Here is a 24,401-nt window from a genome sequence, read left to right as displayed (position 1 = left end):
CAATGAGTACGATAATCAACACATATCCGGTATTTGAAAGTAACCAGGTACTGACCAGTAAACAGATGAACAGCCTTGTGTCGTATCTGGAGCAGCAGACCCGACTGACCCGGGCGAAACTGATCGGCATGGGGGTGGTTTGCGGGCTGAATGTGAGCTACAACACAACAACCAATGAGCTCACCATTTCGAAGGGAACCGGAATTACATCCGAGGGATTTCTCATGGCATTGGGCGATTGTGTAACGGTGAAACATAGGCCGTATAAATTGCCACCGGGAACCATTTATGAGCCTTTTGTCGACTCAGCGAATTTGCAGGATGTGACCCTTTACGAGCTGTTGACCGAGAACGCTGATGACGGAGCCGGAGTGGTTCCCCTGAATGATGACACTTTTTTGGCCGACAAGGTCGTTTTGCTTTTCATCGAGCGATTTGACAAAGATCTGAAATCGTGCCTGGGTAAAAGCTGCGATGAATTGGGCAAAGAGCGTAGTCTCACGATTCGTAAATTGCTGATTAGTGTAGCCGACTTGCAAAAAGTTTGGGATCGCACCAACACCGGGAAACTCGACGCGGTTTTCCCGGAAAAGTACAATTTGCCAACCATCAATTTACCCCGGGCTCTGTTTGATCCGGCTGCTTTGCATTCATCCGATTTTACGGAGTTTTCAAAGCATTACGCCAATGTCGTTCTGTCGGTATTCGACAATTTAATTGAGGCCCTTTCCGAAACATTTAACATTTATCGTCCGTTGTTGCTCGATTCGTATCAAGAGCAAAATCCCTTCGAGACCGATCCGCTACTTGAAAAAATAAGTGAAATACATAATCTGCTCGACGATGCCAACCCGACCTATAATTCATATGTTGGTATCCAGTATGTTTACGATTTAGTCGTTGATTTAATTTTAGCGTATCATGAATTTAAAAATTCGGCTTTCGACCTCCTGTCGGAATGTTCGGCCGATATGACACGATTTCCCAAACATTTGATGCTTGGCAACGCGATGGGCGACGAAAATACCCTTTGCGAACAATCGGAATACAGGCATCATTTTGTACAGCCACCGGTTTACAACGGTCAAAAGTTGCTGATTAAGAAAGTGATCAGCCTGCACAATCGGATGGTGCTGATGCTGGAAAGTTTTGACATTGAGCGGATCAACGGATTGGGAGAAATAGCGCACCCGATCCGGATTACACCGAGTTTGGAGAAACGGACTTGCCTTAGCGGTCGCTCTATTCCGTGGTATTACGACCTGAATGTGGAGAGTTTTTATGCTGGCCTTGGAAATCTGCGCGATTACTGGAACTACGATATAAACCGGAAATGCCCGTTCGAAGAAGATGGATTGGTGTTGAACTACGAAGATCAGGCCGACGACCAGACTGTCGTGGAAAGTAAACTGTACACACCTCTGTATTACGATTTGCAGGACTATTCATATTTTAGGATTGAAGGTTACACCAACAAAAGTGCGACGGATGCCATTCGTACAATTACCAATTTGAAGAAACAGTTTAACCTGCCTTTCGACCTGATCGCGCTGCAATTGAAAGCGGAGACTTTGCAACTTGACTATCGCTGTGGCTTCGATGATTTGCAGGATGAATATCGATTTGCCCGGACCGGACTTTGCGGAATAATTCACGATTTGCGACAGCTGTACAAGTACGTGGCCGACAATCAGGAGGGGCTTTTTGATCCGGATCGTCAGGAAGATGTTCAGGAAATTCTGGAGCATGTAAAAGAATTGCTGGCGATGTTAATGGCCCTGTGCGACCATTTGAGCGAATGTATTCAGGATTTTGATTTTCAGAAATTTCAGGATGTCTACAAGAGTGTTTTGCAGTACACGATCGATTTTATTTTGGTCGATCAGGATTTATTAAATGAAATTACGATTAAAAAAGGGGAGGAGAAAAAGCAGGTTCCGTTGATAAACGGAGCGATTCAGCGTTTGTTTCCTTTGGCTCATAAATTTGTCGATCTGCTGTTCTTCCTGAAATTCTACCGAATTTATTATGCCTTTAAACGCCGGGAGTTTTACCTGCGAAAGGAAACCTTGAGTTTCTCAAATTTTATTCAAAAACATCCGGGCATCGATCATCAGGCAGGAGTTCGCAAGGGCGGAACGTTTATTCTGGTGTCCCGAGATTCGGATGACAGCACGGTTGTTGCCGATTTCAATCTGCCATACATCTGTTGCGGAAAAGATAGCTGCGTACCGATGTGCGACGACAGCGAATTTGTGCCCGATATGGCCCCATTTGCCCGACCGGATTATGCTGTAACAACCACTGGTGTTCCGGTTGATATCAATGTCAGCTTGAATGACTATCAGCTGTTTGGCGGCGAGTTTGTTGTTGAAGCCGATAACAATTCAGCCTTTGGAGGCACGGTAACCCAAATCACTGAAGACGGGCTGCTTGGTTATCAACCCAAGATTGATTTTGTTGGGGTAGATACGTTCAACTACACGCTGAAAAGTAATAAAAACGGGCAAGTCGATAAGGCTAAAGTGACCATTCGGGTGAAAAATCCGGATAGTGAGGTGAAACCTTGTTACTCGGTTCCCATTTTACAATGTTGGGGCGAAGATGCCGTACTGCAAAGTTTGAAAGATCGGGGATTTAACCTAAGTGGCAATGAAGATTTTTACCAGTTGTTACTGGATAGTTTGCGTCAGACAGTCGGCTTTAGCAACGATGAAATAAACGGAGGAGTTTTGGAAGGTTTAGAACGGAGACAGCAATTGCTGACTTGTTTGGGAATTGCCTATAGCGACAATACCAGCTATGATCAGCTCGGTGAACTGATTGTTGCCTATCAGAATAATAACTGCGGAAAGGCGGTGCAAGACTGCTTTGGTCGCGAAATATTCGAGAAATGGGGAAATGAGCGGGCACAGAAGTTTTTATCGTCCATCAATCTCGATCCCGGGCAAGATGCAGTTGGCCGTTTGTTGGATTATCTGAAGGCAAACAAGGGATTCAGCCAGGAGGAAATGGACTTACTAATTGATACCGAAATGATGATGCCTCTGCTACTGATTCTGTTCCCGAATTTGTCGACTGATTTTATCAACCCGACTCAAATGAAGGAAATGTTGACCAATTACCAAATAGAACATTGTAACTGAACAAATTGAGACTGTAAAGCATGAGCGAGCAAAAACATCTTATCAACAGAGAGGTGCTGGAACTAACCGTTTCGGATCGTCAGCGTGCTGAATTTATTCATCAAAAAATTTCGCAGATGATAGAAAAAAAATTGAACCCTGCGCTTGATCAACTTTTTACGTCAGTCGCAACTAAAAACGAAACCATCCGGATTGACGAGTTGGTGCTTGATTTGGGGGTGGTGTCGGAGAGCGAGTTGCAGCAAGCAATTGTTGAACTGACCATTCGCGAGGCGTTGGAAAAAATTAGTAAGCTAATAAAGGCCAATCGTGATGTGGTGATGCAGAAAGTAGAAAAAAATAAACGAAGGGTGTCCTCGGTAAAGCTGGTTTCGGCGAAGGACGAAATTCTGGAACAGTTTGTTTATTTTCTGGCCACTGGCCACTTCCCCTGGTGGAGCCGGCAAACCGGATCGAATCAGTTAAACGAGCTTTTTGCGCAGGTGCTGGAGCTTAGCGCGAAAAGCTTGAACCGGATTTTGGTTCCGGAGCTTAGGAACCCAAATGTCAGGAAACGATTGATTTTTCAGTTTCGTGAAGATCAGATCGAAGCGCTTCTTCGGCGTATCGATGGCCGAAAATACCGGAAAATTGAGGAGCTTAGTCTAATTCTGTTTTTAAACGTCGCTTCAAAGAAGTTTAAAAAGGTTATCGCGAATTACTACGACGAGTTGTTGCTTCTATATTTCGCGTACGGTATTAGTTTGAATTCGCAAAGCAAAAAGGCTGGTCTTCTGAAACATATTATCGAAGAAGGATTGAATCGGGTTTCTTCCCATGAAGGCGAGGCTGTGTTGGTGGGTATTTTGGAGAGAATTTTGTATTCGTCGCAGTCGGGTAAAACAGAGGGGTGTTTGAAAAGGGCTGTTGTTGAAGTTGTTGCAGAGCGAATGCTCACTAGGAAATCAGATCTTGACAGCCCCAAAATCGCGAATGACGAAACTCAATTTGTAGAGCAATACCTGGTTGATTGGTTCTTGGAAAAACGAAAAAAAATCTCGGTTAAAGACATTGCCCGGTTGAAATTGATCATGACTTATAGTCGCCATAGCAAGTCAAATGATCAACTTCAGGATGCAGAACCCGAGTTCTTCATCAGTTTGAAAAAGGAGGCGAAAGAAACCGAAAAAATTGAGAGCATATCTCTGGCTGACGAAGAAATCCATGTCGGAAATGCAGGACTGGTGTTGCTTCACCCGTTTCTTTCAGTCCTGTTTCGCGGACTGAATTTGCTGGATGACGAACAGCAGTTTAAAAGTCGGACTCATGCCTGTAAAGCTGTTCATATATTGCAGTATCTGGTAGCAGACCAATTAATTACCGCTGAGTATGAACTGGCTCTGAATAAGATCTTATGTGGACTGGATGTGGCCGAACCGATACCAAATAGCGGCGATCTGTCTGCATCCGAACAAGATGAATGCCTTCATTTAATTAAAACTGTGCTCGAACGTTGGTCGGCACTGAAGACAGAAAATCCGAAAGCGCTTCAGGAAAACTATTTGTGCCGAAAGGGGATACTAAGAAAAACCGGGGCGGGCTGGACCTTGATTGTAGAGCGAAATACAATTGATGTGATGCTCGATCGGTTACCCTGGGCCATTTCAATTGTCAAGTTTCCGTGGACCGAACAAATACTACATGTTGAATGGTAGAAAGCAACAAAATAGCCTCCAATGCCGCTGATATTGAGCGTGAAATTGCCTGGTTTCGGGAAATACTGAAAACCCGTTCGCGCTTAAACGGTCAGCAGGAAGTCACTTATGAAAGTGTTTACGACATAGCTCCGCCACAGCTCAATGGCAGCACTTCCGCTTTTGCCAGCTTCATAAAAAACAACAAGTTCGATTTTGAAGAGCGATTTCTCCTGGCGCTGGCCTTGGTTCCCCATGTGAAACCGGAACTGCTGGACATGTTTCTGGTTAAGAATGAAAATACGAATCAGGTTTATACTGAATTTGGGGGCAAGCTGGGGAAAAATCACAATGGGTTTATTCCCACAGGTGAAACAGCGATGTTTATTTTGGCCGGAAACGACCTGAACAAACGTTTTTCTCTTCAGCGATGCTTCGATGGGATGCACCAATTTAGCCGGGAAAATATTCTGTGGCTCGAAGAGATCGGTAAAGATGAGCCGGCGCTCAGTGGTTCGATCAATATTTCGAAGGAAATATTGGATTTGTTTACGCTTGGTGAAGCCCGCAAACCCAATTTTAGCCCGGAGTTTCCGGCAAAATTACTGACAACGAACATGGATTGGCCCGATTTGGTGCTGAGTCAAGAGGTGATGGTTCAAATTGAAGAAATTGAAACCTGGATTTCGCATCACGAAACTTTAATGAACGCGTGGGGCATGCATCGCATTCTGAAGCCGGGCTACAAAACCTTGTTTTACGGGCCTTCGGGTACCGGGAAAACAACAACTGCCGCGTTGCTTGGAAAAAAAACAGGTCGCGATGTTTATCGGATCGATCTTTCGCAGATGGTTTCAAAATATATTGGCGAAACAGAGAAAAATCTCTCCAAAGTTTTTGACCGCGCCGAGAATAAAGAATGGATTCTCTTTTTCGACGAAGCCGATGCCCTGTTTGGCAAACGAACGGATACACGCGATTCGCACGATCGTTTTGCCAATCAGCAGGTCTCCTTCCTTTTACAGCGGATCGAGGACTTCAACGGATTGGTCATTTTGGCATCAAACCTAAAAGGAAATATCGATGAGGCTTTTATCCGTCGCTTTCAATCTATCATTCAGTTCCCGATGCCGAACGCGGAAGAACGCTTGCAGATTTGGGCGAACAGCCTGCCGGTATCCGCCGAACTGAATTCAGGCATCGATCTGAGTGAAATAGCCCGAAAATACGAGATATCAGGCGGTGCGATTATCAATATTGTCCAGCATTGCAGTCTGCGGGCTCTGGGACGTGGCACGAATAAGATTGAACGGTCGGACATGATTGAAGGAATCAGGCGGGAATACCACAAGAATCGGAGAACACTTTAAAAACAATGGCTATGTATCAGTTAAAACAAGCAAATAGAAAAGGAAGTACTCGCCCGACAGTTCAACCGAAACTTACAGTCGGGCGCCCCGGCGACAAGTATGAGCAGGAAGCCGATGCTGTTGCAGATCAAGTGATGAGGATGGAGAAAAGCGAATCGCTTCAAATGCAGCCACTAGAGGAAGAAGAAGAAATGATGCAACCCAAACTGCGTTTGCAACCCGAGGAGGAAGAAGAACCGGTTCAAATGAAACCATCCTCTGAATCATCAGTTAAGACTGGCTATGCTTCTGCAAATGTTGTCGAAAAACTAAATCGTTCAAAAAGCTCGGGTTATGTATTGCCAGAAGATACCGTCTCCGAATTCGGAGCGAAAATGGGAGCCAATTTTAGCAGTGTTCGAATTCATACCGATTCTAATGCCGTGCAGATGAACCAAGAGTTGGGCGCAAAAGCGTTTACTCATGGGCGTGATATCTACTTCAACGCAGGGAATTATATGCCAGAATCCAGTGATGGAAAACATTTACTGGCTCATGAGCTGACACATGTGGTTCAGCAGTGTGGGCATTCCGAAAATCGTATTTCGATGCAACCAATTAAGGAAAAAGGTGGGTTACAGTCGCAGGAAACACCTTCGGCAGAGAAATCAGACGAATCGCTCGCCAATGATATCATGAATACCCAGATTGCTATTCTTGAAGGATGGAATACGGCTTTGGAGGTTTTCGACAAGGTGTTGACCAGCGCGTCTGATCAGGAAACAAAGCCTGACTTCAACAAAGTTGTAAAAGCATTTTTTGAAGACAAACTGATGGGCGCATTGTTGTCACATTCGAAAATACCGGGAGCCGGCGATGCTTTTGCCTTGTTAGGAAAACTGACTGATGAAATGGGTCGTGCAACCGTTGCTTTGGAATCGGCCAGACTTCGCGATTTTTACGTGGAGTACAAGAAAGCAATTGGTAAAATGAAACAAGCTATTTTTTCAATAAAAAGTGATTTTGCCGATCAGGTAACCTCGACGCGTGTAAAGATGGAAGTCGCGGAAGGCAACACCCAAAAGGGAGGTGTAAGCTCGACTTCCTCTCCAGAATCGGATGCATATGGTTTGATGCGTATGTATTTGGTTGAATTACGTGATCAGCTGAATGTTCAGTTGAGCGTGTCAACACCCGAAATTTTGTTTCGCACGCTTAGTGAAGAATGGATTCGCCAATCGCAAATTAGAGGTAGCTTGGGGATTAAGTACAGGGCTGTGGTTATAATTCGCACAAAGAAGGATTACAGTGTCATGAATGCTGAAATACAGGGAACAGGCGGGCAAAAAATAGCCGAGCAGTTGTTGAAAGATTCACCTGGCGGAGTCGATGTTTTCTCTCTTCGGGTACCTCGACGGATCATCGTTTATGCTGATAATGGTTGGCCAAGTGCGATATTAAATCTTGACGAGAACAACCAAAATACGAATGTGGGAAGCTATGCGGAAGGAAATGCCGGAGCAGTTGAGCGATACGTAAAAACCAATGGGCTCCCTCCAACAACAAAACTTAGTGGTGGATAGCCGGATTCAAATTAATCAGGGGAAAAGTCGAAATGAACCGGGTGAACAGTTGAAATCGTGGTCGCTCAACGCAGTTGGTTATCAAAGCCAGATTCTTATAAATAGGGATTTGTTTGTGGCCACTAAAGTATACGAAGGTCTCAAAAATGAAAGTAATCAGATTTCTGAGGAGGATTTGGATCAAATTCAAATTAGGCGGGGAGAGGTGCGTATTCCGAAAGATTTGCAGGAAAAAGAGGCAATCGATCAGTCGAAAATAGAAAAGGTGAAAGGTGTGAGTAATGTCCGCATTATGAATGAGATAAAATAGAAACAGCAAATTCGGGAACGATTATTTGATCGAATCGATAACAGCCGGGCGACTAAAAACGTAAGGATAAACTAACGCATTAATTAAGGAGGACAAACAATGGCAAAACAGTTTCGCAATTTAGTGTTTGAGGGTGGTGGTGTAAAGGGAATTGCCTATATCGGAGCAATGAGTATTTTGGAGCAACGCGGCCATCTTGAGGCGATAAAAAGGACTGGCGGAACCAGTGCAGGTGCAATCAACGCGCTAATTTATTCGTTGGGGTACAGTGTTTTGGAACAACGCGGGATTATGGGATCAACCGATTTTAAATCGTTCATGGACGACTCGTGGGGAATTATTCGCGATATTCGTCGTTTGGCATCCCAGTTTGGTTGGAATAAAGGTGACTTTTTTACCGAGTGGATTGGAGAGATTATTAAAGGTAAAATGGGGACGGCAAAAGCTACTTTTGGCGATTTGAAAGATGCCGGAATGACCGATTTGTATGTGATCGGAACAAACCTGTCAACCGGATATTCAGAAGTTTTTTCAGCCGAGCGGCATGCTAAAATGCAACTTTCGCAGGCTGTACGAATCAGTATGTCGATCCCTTTGTTTTTTGCTGCTGTCCGGCATGGCGAACGTAAAGACGTATACGTTGATGGTGGAGTTATGCAGAACTACCCGGTTAAGTTGTTCGACCGACAAAAATATATTGTTGATGATGAAATTGATGCCGCCCGAAAGACTGAATACTACAACGTTGAGAATGCCCGGTTTCTGCTCGATAATCAAGATCGTAGCCCTTATGTTTTTAATTGCCAGACTCTTGGGTTGAGGCTCGATCAGGAAGAGGCAATCGCTTTATATCGATACAACGAACCAATAGCCGGTAAAAAGATCAAGCGATTTACTGAATATGCTAAAGCGTTGCTGGCAGCTCTCATGCAGGTTCAGGAGAATCAACATTTACATAGCGACGACTGGCAACGGACAATTTATATCAATACGTTGGATATAAAAGCTACCGAATTCGATTTGTCCGATCAAAAGAAAATTGCTCTCGTAGGGCAAGGAATCGCCGGGGCTGAAAACTATTTTAAGTGGTTCGAAGATCCGACCGAAAACCCGGTAAATCGCATTTGAGGTTTTTCCAGGGCACCGTATCGTTAAATCATATGCGATTTGGCAGCCTCTTTTATCAGCTCGGCTGTGTTTTTAGCTTGGAATTTTTTCTTCAGGTTCTTTCGGTGTGTAATTACCGTATTTGGACTGATATTCAGTTTGTCTCCTATTATTTTTGCTGAATCGCCATTGGCAATCAGGTTTAGAATTTGTCGTTCACGAGCCGAAATGTTCTTTGTTTCCTGTTCGTTGTTCATTGTGTTTGTGCGCACCAACCCGACAATTTTATTGGAGATTAGGATGACCGCATGAAAGTGAACTGAGAGCCACTCATCCTCCGCATTTTTAATTCGAAATGAAAACGATTGAATAAAGTCATCCGGACTCATGCTTGACGACAAACGGTCGAACTTTACAAATTCAACCAGTTCAACCAGAAAACGACTGTAATCACCCGGATGGATCAGCGATTTAATAAACGAAAGGCATTGATTGAAATTTTGATTACACCTCCTGCCAATCAGTTTCTTAAAATTCGGGCTTGTGTGTAGTATTCGATCCTGCTCGGCATCATATACAATGTCCGACGAATTTGCGGCAGAATTGTGTCTGCTAAAGAAAAGATCCAGCAACATCTGTTCATTCTTTGGGCTTTGCCATTCCGACTTATATCTTGTAGCTTTCTGTGTCATCATTTTTGAAATTTTGACCAGATTCTTCTCTAAAACACCAATCTTACTCACGCAACACTCACAACATATACCGGGAAAACGGAAAATCGCCTAGATGCAATCATTCACCGAAAACAGCTGAATTCTTCTTTTGTTTATGTTTTATTCAGTCTTGTTCGAATGCGAAAGTTAAGGCACATTTAGTAATTGATTCTAAAATTAGCGAAAAGGACCCCCGGTTGAAGCTATGTTTTGAAACAGACGATGAACAAACGTTAGATAATTGACTGCCAATTGCCTGCTTTCGACTGATTTTTATTTTGTTTATTTGTTCGGCTTTTTCGCGTGCCCGGTATTTTTGAGCATCGAATGATCGGTCGAAACCTTCCTGTTTCAGAAAACGTTTGGCCGAAAATTGAGTTGCGGTTTCGCTCAGAAAGCTACGAATGAGCACAGAAATGCTTCAATATTTATCGTATAGAAAGGGATTTCAAATTAGTAAATAGAAAATTTAGAAGAGATGAAACGTATTATTTCAACAAAAAATGCACCCGCTGCAATTGGCCCGTACAGTCAGGCGATCGAAATTAACGGAACACTATATGTATCCGGGCAAATTCCAATCAATCCGGCAACGGGAAAAGTAGTTGAAGGTGGTATAACAGAACAAACCAGCCAGGTGATGAAAAACATTGAAGCAATTTTAACCGAAGCTGGCTATTCTTTTGCCGACGTGGTGAAGTCAACTTGCTTACTAAGCGACATGGCCAACTTTAAAGCCATGAACGAGGTATACGGAAAATGTTATGCCGAAAACCCTCCGGCACGTGCAGCTTTTGCTGTGAAAGAACTGCCTTTGGGCGTTCTGGTTGAAATTGAAACAGTTGCGGTGAAATAACAGAGAAACCGACTAGACTGATTTAAGGAGCCATGTGCTCCTTTTTTTATGCTTCAAGCGGAAGCCGCACCGAGAATTTACTTCCTTTTCCCGGTTGAGAGTCAACTTCGATGGTCGCGTTAAGTGCTTGAGCCAATCCCTTACTAATCGATAATCCCAATCCAAAACCGCTAATACCAGCATCGTTTTCATGGGCTCGTTTAAACCGTTCGAAAATTAAGGGAAGCTGATCCTCCGGGATCCCAATACCGGTATCAGCCACAAAAATTCGGAGATGTTGCGGTTCAAGTTCAATTCCCAAGGTAATTTGGCCGGCGGTGGTATACTTTACCGCATTGTCCAGCAGGTTGTACAAGATCTGGTTCAGCCGGAGGTGGTCTGTTCGGATGAACAAGCCTTCGAATTCTGGATTATGGGCAACGAAAAATTCCAGTCCTTTTTCCTCCAACAGGGCTTTTTTCGACAGGAAGTTTCGCTCAATTTCAATCAATAGGTCTGCAATATTTAGTTGATTGAAATCCGGCAAGATCATGTTCTCCTGAATCCTGGAAAGTTCGAGTACGTTGTCTATTATTTTCAGCAGTATGTCGCTGTTCTTGTTTACCTGTTCAATATACATCTGCCGGTTCGCTTCATCGTCGTCGCCTTCGAAAAGCATTTGGCTGAAGCCGACAATGCCGTTTAACGGAGTTCTGATTTCGTGCGACATATTCGAAAGGAAGGTCGATTTAAACCGATCCGATTCTTCCGCTTTTTCTTTTGCTTTTTTTAATTCGTTTAGTAGTTGCAGTTTCTTTTTAATCTCATTCCTGACCAGAAAATAAAGGAATAAAGAAGTGCTTATTACGAAGAACCAGCCTTTATAGGTCTGTAATTGGGTGATGATTTCTGCCTGATCGGTGACGCTCCGGATAAACTGATCTGAAAATAAAATCCAGAAAAAGCTGATTAGGAAGTAGATCAGTGTTATTTTTAGAGCACTTTTCATTGTAATTTCGTACGATCAAACGGCGCAATTTATGAATATTATGTGAGATATAATGTATGATCAACAATTAATCAAAGGGTTGCGAATATGAGAATTTATATTGAGAACGGAAAGGAAATCGATCAGCTCGTACCGGAAGAAGAGGCAAAACAAGGAGATATCGTGATTTACGAAGTGTTGCGGATTATTGATCGGGTGCCACTTTTTACTGACGATCATTTCTCAAGATATTTGAACTCTTGTGCTTTGATGAATGTAAATTCATTGATCTCTGAAGCAGACTTTCTGGGACAATTGAGTTGTTTGATTGAGCGGAATGAGTTGACCGGCGGTAACGTGAAAGTTGAATTATTGACCCGTAGCTCTGGTGAGCAGCGATTACGGATGTTCATTATTCCGCATCAGTACCCGTCAGAGTCGGATTATGTGAACGGAGTGCGGGTTGGTTTGTTGGAGGCTGTTCGCCAAAATCCCCGGGTAAAAGTTGTGCAGTCGTTGGTTCGTACACGCGCAAATCAGGCGATAGCCGATAATAATTGGTACGAAGTATTGCTGATCGACGAGTCGGGCGAAATTACAGAGGGCAGTCGTTCGAATGTGTTTTTCGTCCGCAATGGCCTGTTTTATACTGCTCCGGCCTGCAAAGTGCTGGCAGGCGTTACCCGTAAAAAAATAAAGGAATGTATTTCTGCGCTTGGATTTCAATGTTTGGAGGAGGCGATCGCGACAGAAGACCTGCCGACCATTGATGCCGCCTTTATTAGCGGAACTTCGCCGAAAATTTTGCCAATAGCGAGTATTGCCGGACAACCACTTCAAGTTGAAGATCGCCGTTTGAGACTGTTGATGAAAGAATTCGATGTTTTGATTTCAGACTACATTGAAAAGCGGAAAAAGCCCTGATTTGCTGTGTGAAAAAATTGTGTGAATTGGGAAAAATACCTCATACACGAAGTTCGTTTGATTGGCAATGGCTATATTTGTAGGCATTGGTTCAAAAATAGCGAACCAAGCAAATACACAAATAAAAATCAACTGAATTCAAACTGTTATGGCTGAGTTTATTTATCAAAAACCTTTCCCAATTAAAAAAGATACAACCGAGTACCGGTTGCTTACTAAAGACTATGTTTCTACGGTAGAATTTGATGGACGTAAAATTCTGAAAGTTGCTCCCGAGGCGCTCGAATTGCTCGCTAAAGAAGCAATTGCCGATGTTTCATTCTATTTGCGTTCTGCGCATTTGGAAAAACTCCGGTTAATTTTGGACGATCCGGAAGCGACCGATAATGACAAGTTCGTTGCACACACCATGCTGGCCAACCAGGTTATTGCTGCCGAAGGCGAATTGCCTACTTGTCAGGATACAGGTACAGCAATTGTAATCGGTAAAAAAGGTGAAGATGTTTACACCGGAGCCAACGATGCGTTGCATCTGTCGAAAGGTGTTTTCGATACCTACAAAGATCGTAATTTGCGTTACTCACAGGTGGTGCCGCTAAGCATGCTCGAAGAAAAAAATACCGGCAGCAACTTACCGGCACAAATTGATCTTTACGCAGAAGAAGGAAATAAGTACGAGTTCATGTTCATAACCAAAGGTGGTGGCTCGGGTAACAAGACCTTCCTTTACCAACAAACAAAAGCCTTATTAACCGAAGAGGCGTTGACGAATTTTGTTAAAGAAAAAATTAAAGACCTGGGAACATCAGCTTGTCCTCCCTACCATTTAGCATTGGTTATTGGTGGTACTTCAGCTGAAGCAACTTTGGCTACTGTGAAAAAGGCTTCCACTGGTTATTTCGATCATCTTCCTACTGAAGGAAACGATGGTGGCCAGGCTTTCCGCGATTTGGAGTGGGAAGAAAAAGTGCTGAAAATTTGTCGTGAAAGTGGTATTGGCGCTCAATTTGGGGGTAAATACTTCGTGCACGATGTTCGTGTGATCCGTTTACCTCGCCATGCGGCTTCGTGTCCGGTTGGTTTAGGTGTGAGCTGTAGCGCCGACCGTAACATTAAAGCAAAAATCACGGAAGATGGTGTTTTTCTGGAACAACTGGAAAAAAATCCACGACGGTTCTTGTCTGAGCGTGCACCCGAAATGACACCAGCCGTGAAGATTGACTTGGATCGTCCGATGGAAGAAGTGCTTGCCGAGCTGAGCAAGTATCCGATTAAAACCCGTTTGAGCCTGAGCGGAACGTTGATTGTTGCTCGTGACATCGCACATGCTCAAATCAAAAAAATGATTGATGCCGGTCAACCAATGCCGGAATATTTCAAGAAACACCCGGTGTACTACGCCGGACCGGCAAAAACACCAAAAGGAATGGCATCCGGAAGTTTCGGCCCTACAACTGCCGGACGGATGGACTCGTATGTAGACGCGTTCCAAAGCCTTGGCGGATCGATGATTATGGTGGCTAAAGGAAACCGCTACAAATCAGTTACCGATGCGTGTAAAAAACATGGTGGTTTCTACCTGGGATCAATTGGCGGACCTGCTGCAATTCTGGCTAAAGAGAGCATCAAGTCGGTTGAAGTACTCGATTTTGAAGAACTGGGAATGGAAGCCGTTCGTAAGATTCGGGTGGAAAACTTCCCGGCGTTCATCATTGTTGATGACAAAGGAAATGACTTCTTTGCTCAGCTTTAATAAAACGCTGCCGAGCTAAAAAATACAATTGCAAAAAAGGCCGTCTCAAATTTATTTTGGGACGGCCTTCATTTTTTTTTGTGCGTTGTATTACCGGCGTGTACTTTCTTGTAAGAGCACACTGTCCGAATTATTTAAACAGCTTTTTGAGTTCGTTGCCAATCTTTTTAACCGACTTGTCGAGTTCTTCTTTGGTCGACTTTTTAACCTCCTCGGCAATCTGATCTTTTGCTTTGCTTAGGTCGACCGATACTTTCGGCGAGGTGATGTCGCCCGATACCAGAACCGAAATGTCTAGTTTCGAGATGTTACCACTGCCAGGTAAAAAGTTCAACCCTTTCACAATATCCGAATTTAAATCGTCCTTATTCACTTTGAAATCCATGTTCAAATTTAGAGTGCGGTCAACCAACACCTGACCACCAACTGTAACTTCCTGATCGGCAATTTTTGTGTAAAACGGTTTTACCAGTACGTTCCCATTGTCGAGCGTAAAGTGCGAAGTAAAGTCTTCAATATTTACATTCTTGAGTTTTTCACTCTTTATAAAGTTCTTAATCTGGTCGAACGTTGGTGAGTTTACAATTTGTAGGTTTTCTGTGCTTAGCAGACCATTTCCGGTTAACGAAGTTGGAATGATGGAGAGGGTTTGATCCATTTTCCCTTTAAATTTTAATTGAGAAGAGATATTCCCATTACTACGCGAAGCAATTGGTACGTAGCGCTGCATGGTACTGAACGACTGGAAAGCCGCCGGAATTTGAAACGACTTTATTTCCACGTTAAAGTCGAAATCCGGTTGGTTGTTCGCATTGCCGATATAGTTGCCGTCAAGGGTCAGTTCGCCATTCAGCATGTTCATGTTTAGCTTTTGTAATTTCAGTATCTCGTCCTTCACCAAAATCACCCCGTCAATGTTTTGAATGTCCATGTTATCGAAGCTGGCCCTGGTAATTTGCGATCGGAAAGTCAAATCCAGATTTGCCGGAACCTGAAACGCGATGAGACTATCGTTGGCGGCAGTCGTCGTTGCTGTTGTATCTTCAGCCATCAGGCTTGCCAACTCGTCTAAATTCAGGTATTGCGATTTTAAGTTGAAGTTCCCTTTCAATGTTTTGTTGTTGAAAAAGTAGGGTAGGTAATTGGAAAGTGTTCCATTTAGGGTGAAGTCGCTTTCGCCCGTTTTTGCTGCGAAAGAACTAACATTGATTTCCTGATTGTTAATTTTAACGGTGCCGGAATTCAACTCGAATGGTTTTGTAATTTGCGGTGTTTGCACCCGAATTTTGCTGAAAACAAAGTTTCCGTTCGAACTAATGCGGCTGAAATCCTGGGCTTCTACTGCCGACATCGTTCCTTTCAAATTTAAGCTTCCGTCAATTGTCCCGGTCAATTCCATTTTTTCCATCGGAATCGCATCGGTAAGATTGTCGAAATTAATTTTACCGATCACCGAAGCATCAAATACGGGGTCAGTCATCAGGTTCGAGAGTAACAATTTCAAATCGAGCGGATTCTGACGAATCTGTGCATGAGCTTGCGATACTTCCACCTTCAGTTGATCCAAATCACCTTGTGGCTTTGTTATCGCTGCCTCGAGCGAGATATTGCTGACTTTCTCAGGCATTCCTTCGTATTGCAAATCAGCGTTTTTAATGTACAGCCGGGTATTTATTTCGGGGTAGTTGTCCTCGTAGAACCAGCCTTTTATTTGCCCGCCGAATCCCGCTTCGCCAGATGTTTTCAGTCCCTCCAGGTAGCTCTGGTAGCTTTGCGGAACCATTGCCAGCAGGGTTTTGAAATCGCTTTGCGGTTGGGTTAGTTGCAGATCGAAATACATACTGTCTGAGGGCATTTCAAACCGACCGCTCACCTCCAATGGCAGATCGTTCAGGTATATACGCGATTCGCCAAACACAAAAGCCATCTTGTCGTAGTCGGCAGTCAATTCGCTTTTGGCTTTTAGAATGGTGTTTGAAACGTATTTCACCGAATCATATTCAAGCACAAATTCGCCAACTTCTGCATCCAGCAAAAAGCGGGTTACTGTTCCTTCAACATCACCCGACGCATCCATATTGCCATTTTTTAATTGGACAACCGTTGTTGAAGCTTCGTCTTTATAGGTCAGGTTCAGGTTTCGAACCTCTATCGATTGCAACGACATTGCCAGATCCGACTGGGTGGTGTCTACTTTTGTTATTTCTTCCTCCGGCAAAGCAATATCCCAATTGGTTAACCCATCGAGGGTTGAAAGCAGGTAAATATTGGCGTCGGTCAGTTTGATGAACGATATTTTCAGATCATCGCTGTTGAACAGGTCGCTTAGCGAAAGATTGGTGGCAACCGACTGAACCGAAAGTAAGGTGTCGTTTTGAAATTGGTCTTTCCCGGTTATGGTGAGACCAACGATTTCGGCCTGTACCTTTGGGAAAGCTTTAAAAACGCTTAGGTTGAAATCGGTGAATTCAACTTTGGCGTTCACATTGTTGTTAATGGCTTTCTTGGCTTTTTCCATCAACGGGGCCTTAAAAAGCACCGGAATAAAAATAGCCGATCCAACTAGAACAACTAAGATGATGGCAATAATCAGCAGAACTTTCTTCATGACGATTTGTGTTTATTATTTCGTGTTACGAGTTTTATTTAATATTTGAGGGCTTTTTACATTTTCAAGACGATTCAAACTTTTTTCTGGTCGATCACGCTATTCGAATCTAATGAATATCACTAACAAAACGTTCAACGCCCGCTTTTCGTTTATTGTTTAACTTATTTTAATTCGGCCAGCAAAAGTTGGCGAAGCATATTTAGTGCTGTTTGTGTGCTGCGTTCAATATTTCGTTCGCGGTTGTTCAGAAACCGGAAACATTCAACCTGCGTTTCATTTTTACCCGCGATAGCAATCCAAACTGTTCCAACGGGTTTTTCAGCCGTACCACCGTCAGGGCCGGCGATACCGGTTGTTGCAATGGCATAGTCTGTGTCCAACGCTTTTCTCACACCCTGAACCATTTCCAATGCCACTTCGCGGCTCACGGCTCCATGAGCCTTCAATGTTTCGGCTTTCACGCCAAGAAGAGCCATTTTTACCTCATTGGAATAGGCCACCACACCTCCTTTGAAGTAGGCTGAAGAGCCCGGGACTTCGGTGTAACGGTGTGCGATGTTTCCACCAGTACAACTTTCGGCTACCGAGATCGTTGATCCGGTTCTTTGCAATAATTTTCCGGTGATGGCTGAAATCGTGTCGTCATTGTAGCCAAAAATATGGTCGGGAATTATCGATTCCAATTCTTTGATTTGTTCATCAACCGCTTGTTTGAGCAGATCCATGCTCTCGCCATAGGCACTCAGTCGCAAACGTACCATTAGTTGATTTGGAAGGTAGGCCAGTTTGATGAACTGGGGCAGCGCGTTTTCCCATGTTTCGAGTTGCTCGGCCAGCATGGATTCGCCAATCCCGTATACCAACACTGTTTGGTGGTAAATTGATCTTAATTTTCCGGATTTGCGTAAGCGCGGAAGCACTTCTTCCTCCATAATTCCCATCATTTCGTACGGAACTCCGGGCATTGACACAAAAATCGTTTCATTCTTTTCAAACCACATTCCGGGAGCAGTTCCGTTCGAGTTTTGAAGTACCGTACAAGCATCGGGCACCAATGCCTGATCTTGGTTGAGCCGGTTGATGGTGATGTTGCGCTTGGAGAGGCGCTCGACAACCGACTCCAGTGTTTTTTGATCGCGGTGCATCCCACATTGAAAATAGTCGCACAGGCATTTTTTGGTGATGTCATCCTTGGTTGGCCCAAGTCCGCCGGTAATCAGAACCAAGTCGGTACGGCTTTCGGCATCAAACAGAGCTTTCATAATATGTCCGTGATCGTCGTGTACCGAAGTTATTTGAAATACTTCAATGCCATTTAAGTTGAGTTGTTCAGCCATCCAGGCTGAGTTTGTGTCTACGATTTGTCCGATCAGGATTTCGTCGCCGATAGTTATAATTTCTGCCTTCATGTGTGCGTTTCAGTTTTTGCGTTTCAGTTTTTTGCGCGTTTTAGCACATTCTTTTTGCTGAATATAAGTACTCCCTCTCATTCTTCCTGCTCTTACTATTTCCGCATGGCCGACAGCCGTTGCAACAGGGTTGGGTGCGAGTAATGCACAAAAACGTAGGCCGGGTGTGGGCGCAGGTTGCTCAGGTTGTTTGCCGATAGTTTTTTCAATGCCGTTGCCAGCGCTTCACCATCATAGTTTTCGGCGGCAAAAGCATCGGCCTGGTATTCGTTTTTGCGGGAAAAAATATTCATGCCGATTCCGATGATTGATGAAAGCGGCGAATACAAGATCCCAAACGTAATCAAGCCGATGTGGAAATAGGCTTTGTCGACTCCCAGGGCTTGCGACAATTCAGGACTGTCGATGACCAGAGAAAAGATGAAAAGCATTAGTCCGGTTTGCAGAATGCCAAGTAGCAAGCTCCAGGTGATGTGTTTCTTTTTATAGTGTCCGATTTCGTGCGCCAGCACGGCCACCAATTCAGGGATTTCCATATCCTTAATTAGCGTGTCGTACAAAACAATGCGCTTTTTGCTTCCCAAACCTGCGAAATAGGCATTGGCTTTTGTGGAGCGTTTCGAGCCATTGATGACGAAAATGTTGTCGAGTTTGAATCCTACCTTCGAGGCAAAGGCGTTGATGGCTGTTTTTAATTCGCCATCTTCCAGCGGAGTTTGTTTATTAAAAAGCGGAACAATTAAGCTGGAATAAAACATGGCCATGAAAATTGAAAAAGTACTGATGACCAGCCAAACCCATAACCAAAAACTTTCGCCTGTAACTGTGTAAATCCAGATAATTAGTGCCATTAATCCGCCACCAATCAGGGCTCCCAGCAGCCAGCTCTTCAGTTTATCCAATAAGTATGTTTTTGCTGTGGTTTTGTTAAAGCCAAAGCGTTCTTCAATTACAAAGGTGCTGTACAAGTCGAATGGCGTATTGAGGATATCGGAGCCAAGCATCAGAATACCGAAGAAAAGAAGTGCCGACCAGATTGGGCTGGACGATAGTCCGATTGCCCAATTGTTGACTGCCGCAAATCCCTGCAAAAACAACATCAGCATAATCAGCAAGAAGCTAAACGAGCTGGTGAGCATTCCAAACCGGTGGTTTGTTTTTGAGTATGCTTGTTGCTTCCTGTATTTTTCTTCGTCGTAAATTCCTTCTACTTCGGCCGGAATTTGATCACTCCAGCGAGTGGTGTTCAGGTAATCGAGTATGCGTTCCAATATAAAATCAAATACCAGGATGGCGATGATGAGCCAGAAAATAGTTGTCATTCTACCTTGAATTTTTGTAAGCTTTCAAAGGTAGAAAAAGGATTTCGAACCGATTAAGTTCAGCGGAATTTCTTTTTTTGCATCCTGTAGTGGGTTTTTGCTGATCCGGAGAGGGGTTACTATGTAATATCCGAAGCCTGTTTCTTTTCAACGGAAAAACAAAGAATCGATAAACCGAAACAAGCCGATCGTCAGCAATGCGCAAACGATCGGCTTGTTTAAAATTATTTCATCCGAATTGGAGAGGGAATTCTTTTTATCGCATCAATCCTGTTTTTCGATCGTTGCCGGATTCATGAAGATCATGAAAAAAATAAAGGCAAACGACATTTCAAGCAATTCGGGCTGTTTCGGAAGCTGAATTAAAGCGATTAGTGCCGACACCAAAATCATTACAACACTATGCTGGATTTTGGGAAGGGGCACATGAAAGGTTATTTCGAGTTTGCGAATAAAACCAACCTTGGCCACCAATACCCGACTAAGCAAGAAGTAGATGACTAAAACCGATACCAGAATTTGCGAAAATATTAGCTTGTTGATGCTGGTTTCGCCAACGACCAGGTTGTGCAGATTGGTTTCGGCTTGCTTATTATGCTCCAGAAAAAACTCGCTCGACTGAATGTCGAAAATTCGCTGTCCCCAACTAATTTCTTCACCTGCAGCAAAGAAAAACAGAAAGGCCATGGTCGCTGCAGTTATCATCCATGTGGCGGGTTTCCCCGCTTTTTTATATTCGGTTAGCCGATAAATACTCACCATCGATACACCAAACAAGAAAAGGGAGGTCAGATTTTCGACTAGTCCATCTTCTTGAACAAAAATGCGATAGGCCGCCAAATCAGTTTTTGCCAGGAACAAACCATAACCGGAAAAGGCAAATAGGATGAAAAAGAAAAAATATTCGAGTTTCGTAATTCTTGCTAAGCGATTCATAGCTATAATTATTGTGGGTTTCTTAAATGTTGATATTTGATTTCAATACGTTTGCAATACAGTTACAAAAGAATTAAGGCCGTAAAAATAGTATAAAAATCGAAAGCTGCTACCTGCCAACATTCAATCAGAAACAGTTCCCGCTTACGATGGAGTTGGTTGCATACAGCATAAACCACGGGATGGAAATGATCGGGTAAATTTTACCTTTGCAAATAAAATTCAAAAACTGCACTATGAAGAAGCTGGATTGGCTGATCCCTCTCATTGTAATTCTTTTGTTGGTCAACCTGTCGGGAATATTCAACCCGATGGTTGTGAATGCGGCGAAGTATGCACAGGTAGCCCGCGAAATATTACACAATCACGATTGGGTAAATATGACCATTGGGCATGAACCCTACGAGCAAAAACCACCCCTGTTGTTTTGGATTGGCGCCTCGTTCTTTTCCATCTTCGGTGTATCCGGAGCAGTGTACAAAGCTGGAGTTTTGCTGGTTTCGTTGTTAGGAGTGTTCGCTACGTTTAAGTTGGGCGAACTGCTTTATGATCGCAAAACCGGAAAAATAGCCGCTTTCTTTTGGATCTCCAGTCTGGGGTATATTCATTTTCATGCCGATATACATACCGATACGTTGCTTGTGGTGCCGGTGATGCTGGCAATCTGGCAATATGCCCTCTATTTCAAGTCGAAGCGTGAAATCAACTTTTATCTTGGTGCGGTTGCTGTTGGGTTTGCTATGCTTACCAAAGGGCCGGTTGGCATGCTCATTCCGGGTGCAGCGGTAGGCATGCATTTATTGCTAACCAAGAACTACAAGGCCATTCTGAACTACCGCTGGTTGTTGGCCATTCCGCTGGTTGGGCTGATAATTTTACCGGCGCTTTGGAGCCTTTTTCAACATTTCGGAATCGAAGGACTCAAATTCTATTTCTGGACAAACAATATGGGGCGGGTAACCGGAAGCTACAGAGGCACCAACTCCGATCCTTTTTTCTACATTCATACCATCCTGTATCTAATTGCTCCGTGGATGATTTTTGGTTTTGCAGGCTTGTTTTTGCAGATTCGTGAAAAGATTGTCAATCGGAAGAACCCCATAAATAGCAACGAGTTTTATACGCTGGGCGGTGTAATGGTATACTTAATTATCGCATCGGTTGCCAAACAAAAGAATCCGCATTACGCAATGGCGGTTTTGCCACTTATTTTGCTGATGGGAGCCCGATGGGCTGTGAAAATTTATGAAAGCACGAATTACCGACAGCTGAAGAAAGTAATTTCGTGGATCCACCTATTCATCGCTTTGGCGCTTGTGCTGGCGGTTTTACCGTTTTTGCTGTACTATTTCCCGAACGCGAAAATTTGGGTGTGGTTTGTGGTTGTAGCGTTGACAGTGTTTCTGGGTTATTCACTGAGCTGGAAAAATAGTTTGCACAAACAACTAACCAGCTTGTTTCTGGCAATTTCAATCTTCATGTTCACCCTAAATGCCCATATATTACCAAATTTGGCAAAATTTCATTCACCGGTTGAGGCTTGCAAAACCTTCAATGAGAAGGCTGGTGACCAAGCTAAATTGCACATTTTTAGTGAACAGGCGCGCTACTGGGGTATTTTCTTCTATGCAAAGAATTATGGGAGTTATTTGATTACGGAGGATGATTTTAAAAATGCCAATCTTCCGGCAGGCGACTGGATTTATACCGGAGTAGAAGGGAAAGGGCTGTTAGACGAAATGCAGGTTTCGTATGAACAAGTAGCTGAAATGAAGCATCGAAGTTTGTCCCGAATTTCAATGAAAGTAATCAATCCGAAAACGCGCGAAAGCAAACTGGAAAAGCTCTATTTGCTCCGGTTGACCGAATAAGCGTAGAACGAAATATAGACACCCTGATTCGACCGGATCAGGGTTTTTTGTTGGGTGAATTTTGCGTTTCCGATTGCTCAATTTTCGGGTTCAGTTTCAATAAGTACATGGGTTTTAAGGCTTGTTCACGTGTTTCCGGATTCAGGAATTTAATGGTCACTTTATTCATTCCCTGATGTTTAAGTGGATAAACCAATTCAATGTTATTCTGGTATTTTCCGTGGATGCTGTCCAAACCTTGCTGTGTGGTAAAAATCCAGCTGTTTTGCACTGGGTTTAGCTTGAAGTCCTTCAAACTATAAAGTTGTTTTACATCCGTATCGGCGTAAAAAAAGAGTTCGTACTGGCCATACAAGTAATTGCTTAGTGGTTCTCCGGGAGCGGCTTTTTCATTGTAAATTCTACTGGCGTGGGTTGAAGCCTGGTACGAAAATGTTTCGGGGAAAACCTGGGCATTGAGATAAATATTCAGGGTTGCCATCAGGATGATGGAGGGGAGGAATAGCTTTGTGAGAAGCTCACCTTCACTAGTGACTAGAATGAAGCATGCAGCTAGGCTCGTCACTAACAAAACCCAGTATAGCAAATTATTCGAAGGAAATCCGTAGCCCATGAGTGTAACTAAAAACACGATGATGAGCGCTAAAACAAGGTATTGAGCGCGGAACAACCAGTGGATGTTTTTCAAATCCGTTTCCTGTAACCAGAAATCGAGCCATTTGCCAACAATTACCGCAAAGAGCGGAATTAACGTGAAAATGTAGTGAGGCGCTTTGCCTTTGGCGATACTGGCAATCAGAAAGTAAATCCATATTCCGCCCACGGTAAAGTATTCACGATTGGTGCCGGATTTTAGAAAGTAGCTTTTAATCTCGTGATACAGGCCGAAAAACAACAGGAAAGTCCAAGGCAGGAAAAGGTATAAAATGGTATGGAAGTAGAACAGATAGTCGGAATTGTTACCTGCATAAGATCCGGTTATTCGTCCGACATTATTCGTGATAAAGAAGAACTTCAGACCTTCCAATCCAAATTGGTTGTAAAGCCCGGCAAAAGCTGGCAGGGCAACGATCAGGGCAATTAGAATTCCCAGAAGCCACTTTGGATGAACGAGTTGGCGGAAATCTCGTTTTATCAGCAGATGGGTGCCGAGGGCAAAAGCCGGAATTGCCGCACCGATGGCTCCTTTGCTCATCATAGCTAATCCAACGCCTGTGAAAGCCAAAACAAAATTCAGGGTTTTCCGGGTTTTCAAATATGCTGCCAACTGCCAGATGGCCAATGTTATGTTGGCTTGCAGCAGCAAGTCGGTGTGCACATCCATGGCAAACAGAAAATAGACTTCAGAGCTAAACAGCATGAGGGCCGCCAGCACACCGGTGCGCTTTGTATATAGTGTTTTCCCCAATCGGTAGGTAAACCAGAATCCGCCAAAACTGTATAATACCGAAAACAGCTTGTATGACCAGTTGTGTAGTCCACCAAGTTCAAATCCAAGAGTCGCCAGCCAAAAGATCAAGGGCGGTTTCTGGTCGTAAGGTTCCCCATGAATTTTCAGGTTGATCCAATCGCCGCTGTCGAGAATGTGGCGCGCTATAGCACCGTATTTTCCGGTGTCGGCAGTCAGGTCGATAAACAATCCGAAATAGTAGGCTGCAAGAACCAACAGCAAAGCATAAAGCGCCGTTCCGATCTGAATCTTATCTTTAAGCATAGACGAAATTTCTATCAAAATTTAAAACAAAACCTGCCGAAAGATAATGGATGTTGAGCGCGAGTGAAAATGTTACTGTGTTGAATAATAGTATTTTAACCGGGGTGTAACCAGGCTTTAATCGGGGTGATAGTTTTGAAATGTTTGGAAAGATTCC

General features: G+C 43.7%; 17 protein-coding genes. 10 read left to right on the top strand and 7 right to left on the bottom strand.

The genetic code is table 11. The features are described from left to right. The first annotated feature begins 2 nt into the window (after positions 1–2). From ABZD21_RS00415 to ABZD21_RS00390, 6 genes are all read left to right on the top strand, one after another. Positions 3–3,146, top strand: a complete 3,144-nt coding sequence (locus ABZD21_RS00415; RefSeq protein ID WP_372771996.1) for an Ig-like domain-containing protein — start codon at positions 3–5, stop codon at positions 3,144–3,146. 20 nt (positions 3,147–3,166) lie between these two features. After that, entirely contained in the window at positions 3,167–4,840 is a 1,674-nt protein-coding gene (locus tag ABZD21_RS00410; protein WP_372771994.1) for a contractile injection system tape measure protein, read from the top strand. Continuing rightward, on the top strand, positions 4,834–6,189 hold the full coding sequence (locus ABZD21_RS00405; RefSeq protein ID WP_372771992.1) for an ATP-binding protein: 1,356 nt from the start codon (positions 4,834–4,836) through the stop codon (positions 6,187–6,189). The genes ABZD21_RS00410 and ABZD21_RS00405 overlap by 7 nt, the downstream gene beginning before the upstream one ends. 11 nt (positions 6,190–6,200) lie before the next feature. Next, complete coding sequence (locus ABZD21_RS00400; protein ID WP_372771990.1) at positions 6,201–7,751, top strand: DUF4157 domain-containing protein; 1,551 nt, start codon at positions 6,201–6,203, stop codon at positions 7,749–7,751. Next, positions 7,744–8,061 (top strand): hypothetical protein, encoded by a 318-nt coding sequence (locus ABZD21_RS00395; protein WP_372771988.1) that lies wholly within the window; start codon positions 7,744–7,746, stop codon positions 8,059–8,061. The genes ABZD21_RS00400 and ABZD21_RS00395 overlap by 8 nt, the downstream gene beginning before the upstream one ends. 99 nt (positions 8,062–8,160) lie before the next feature. After that, positions 8,161–9,189, top strand: a complete 1,029-nt coding sequence (locus tag ABZD21_RS00390; protein WP_372771987.1) for a patatin-like phospholipase family protein — start codon at positions 8,161–8,163, stop codon at positions 9,187–9,189. Positions 9,190–9,212: 23 nt separating this feature from the next. On the opposite strand, the gene ABZD21_RS00385 is transcribed toward ABZD21_RS00390, so the two are convergent. Beyond that, positions 9,213–9,863 (bottom strand): response regulator transcription factor, encoded by a 651-nt coding sequence (locus ABZD21_RS00385; RefSeq protein ID WP_372771985.1) that lies wholly within the window; start codon positions 9,861–9,863, stop codon positions 9,213–9,215. Between the two features lie 496 nt (positions 9,864–10,359). On the opposite strand from ABZD21_RS00385, the gene ABZD21_RS00380 reads away from it, so the two are divergent. Continuing rightward, positions 10,360–10,737, top strand: coding sequence for a RidA family protein (locus tag ABZD21_RS00380; RefSeq protein WP_372771984.1), 378 nt, complete (start codon positions 10,360–10,362; stop codon positions 10,735–10,737). A 46-nt stretch (positions 10,738–10,783) separates the two neighbouring features. On the opposite strand, the gene ABZD21_RS00375 is transcribed toward ABZD21_RS00380, so the two are convergent. Continuing rightward, positions 10,784–11,725, bottom strand: a complete 942-nt coding sequence (locus tag ABZD21_RS00375) for a sensor histidine kinase (RefSeq protein WP_372771982.1) — start codon at positions 11,723–11,725, stop codon at positions 10,784–10,786. Between the two features lie 87 nt (positions 11,726–11,812). Here ABZD21_RS00375 and ABZD21_RS00370 point away from each other — a divergent pair, with 87 nt between their 5' ends. After that, positions 11,813–12,628, top strand: coding sequence for an aminotransferase class IV (locus ABZD21_RS00370; protein ID WP_372771980.1), 816 nt, complete (start codon positions 11,813–11,815; stop codon positions 12,626–12,628). Between the two features lie 148 nt (positions 12,629–12,776). Further along, positions 12,777–14,381, top strand: coding sequence for a fumarate hydratase (locus ABZD21_RS00365; RefSeq protein WP_372771979.1), 1,605 nt, complete (start codon positions 12,777–12,779; stop codon positions 14,379–14,381). Between the two features lie 130 nt (positions 14,382–14,511). Here the strand turns inward: ABZD21_RS00365 and ABZD21_RS00360 are convergent, their stop codons facing one another. The 4 genes from ABZD21_RS00360 to ABZD21_RS00345 all read right to left on the bottom strand — a co-directional run bounded on the left by ABZD21_RS00360 (position 14,512) and on the right by ABZD21_RS00345 (position 20,659). Continuing rightward, positions 14,512–16,989, bottom strand: coding sequence for an AsmA-like C-terminal region-containing protein (locus ABZD21_RS00360; RefSeq protein WP_372771977.1), 2,478 nt, complete (start codon positions 16,987–16,989; stop codon positions 14,512–14,514). Positions 16,990–17,153: 164 nt separating this feature from the next. After that, the gene (locus ABZD21_RS00355) at positions 17,154–18,401 is read right to left on the bottom strand and encodes a competence/damage-inducible protein A (RefSeq protein ID WP_372771975.1); all 1,248 of its coding nucleotides are present in this window, start codon (positions 18,399–18,401) and stop codon (positions 17,154–17,156) included. A gap of 95 nt (positions 18,402–18,496) precedes the next feature. Continuing rightward, the gene (locus ABZD21_RS00350; RefSeq protein ID WP_372771974.1) at positions 18,497–19,723 is read right to left on the bottom strand and encodes a M48 family metallopeptidase; all 1,227 of its coding nucleotides are present in this window, start codon (positions 19,721–19,723) and stop codon (positions 18,497–18,499) included. A 264-nt stretch (positions 19,724–19,987) separates the two neighbouring features. Then, a complete protein-coding gene (locus ABZD21_RS00345) occupies positions 19,988–20,659 on the bottom strand; it encodes a hypothetical protein (RefSeq protein WP_372771973.1) in 672 nt (223 codons plus the stop codon). Between the two features lie 236 nt (positions 20,660–20,895). Here ABZD21_RS00345 and ABZD21_RS00340 point away from each other — a divergent pair, with 236 nt between their 5' ends. After that, the gene (locus tag ABZD21_RS00340; protein ID WP_372771971.1) at positions 20,896–22,530 is read left to right on the top strand and encodes an ArnT family glycosyltransferase; all 1,635 of its coding nucleotides are present in this window, start codon (positions 20,896–20,898) and stop codon (positions 22,528–22,530) included. Positions 22,531–22,567: 37 nt separating this feature from the next. On the opposite strand, the gene ABZD21_RS00335 is transcribed toward ABZD21_RS00340, so the two are convergent. After that, the gene (locus ABZD21_RS00335) at positions 22,568–24,244 is read right to left on the bottom strand and encodes an ArnT family glycosyltransferase (RefSeq protein ID WP_372771969.1); all 1,677 of its coding nucleotides are present in this window, start codon (positions 24,242–24,244) and stop codon (positions 22,568–22,570) included. Between the last annotated feature and the right edge of the window lie 157 nt (positions 24,245–24,401).

The sequence above is a fragment of the Mangrovibacterium sp. genome (assembly GCF_041596335.1).
Lineage (GTDB): Bacteria > Bacteroidota > Bacteroidia > Bacteroidales > Prolixibacteraceae > Mangrovibacterium.
The sequence above is the reverse complement of the archived record's forward strand: the minus strand, read 5'-3'. Positions and strand labels throughout refer to the sequence as shown.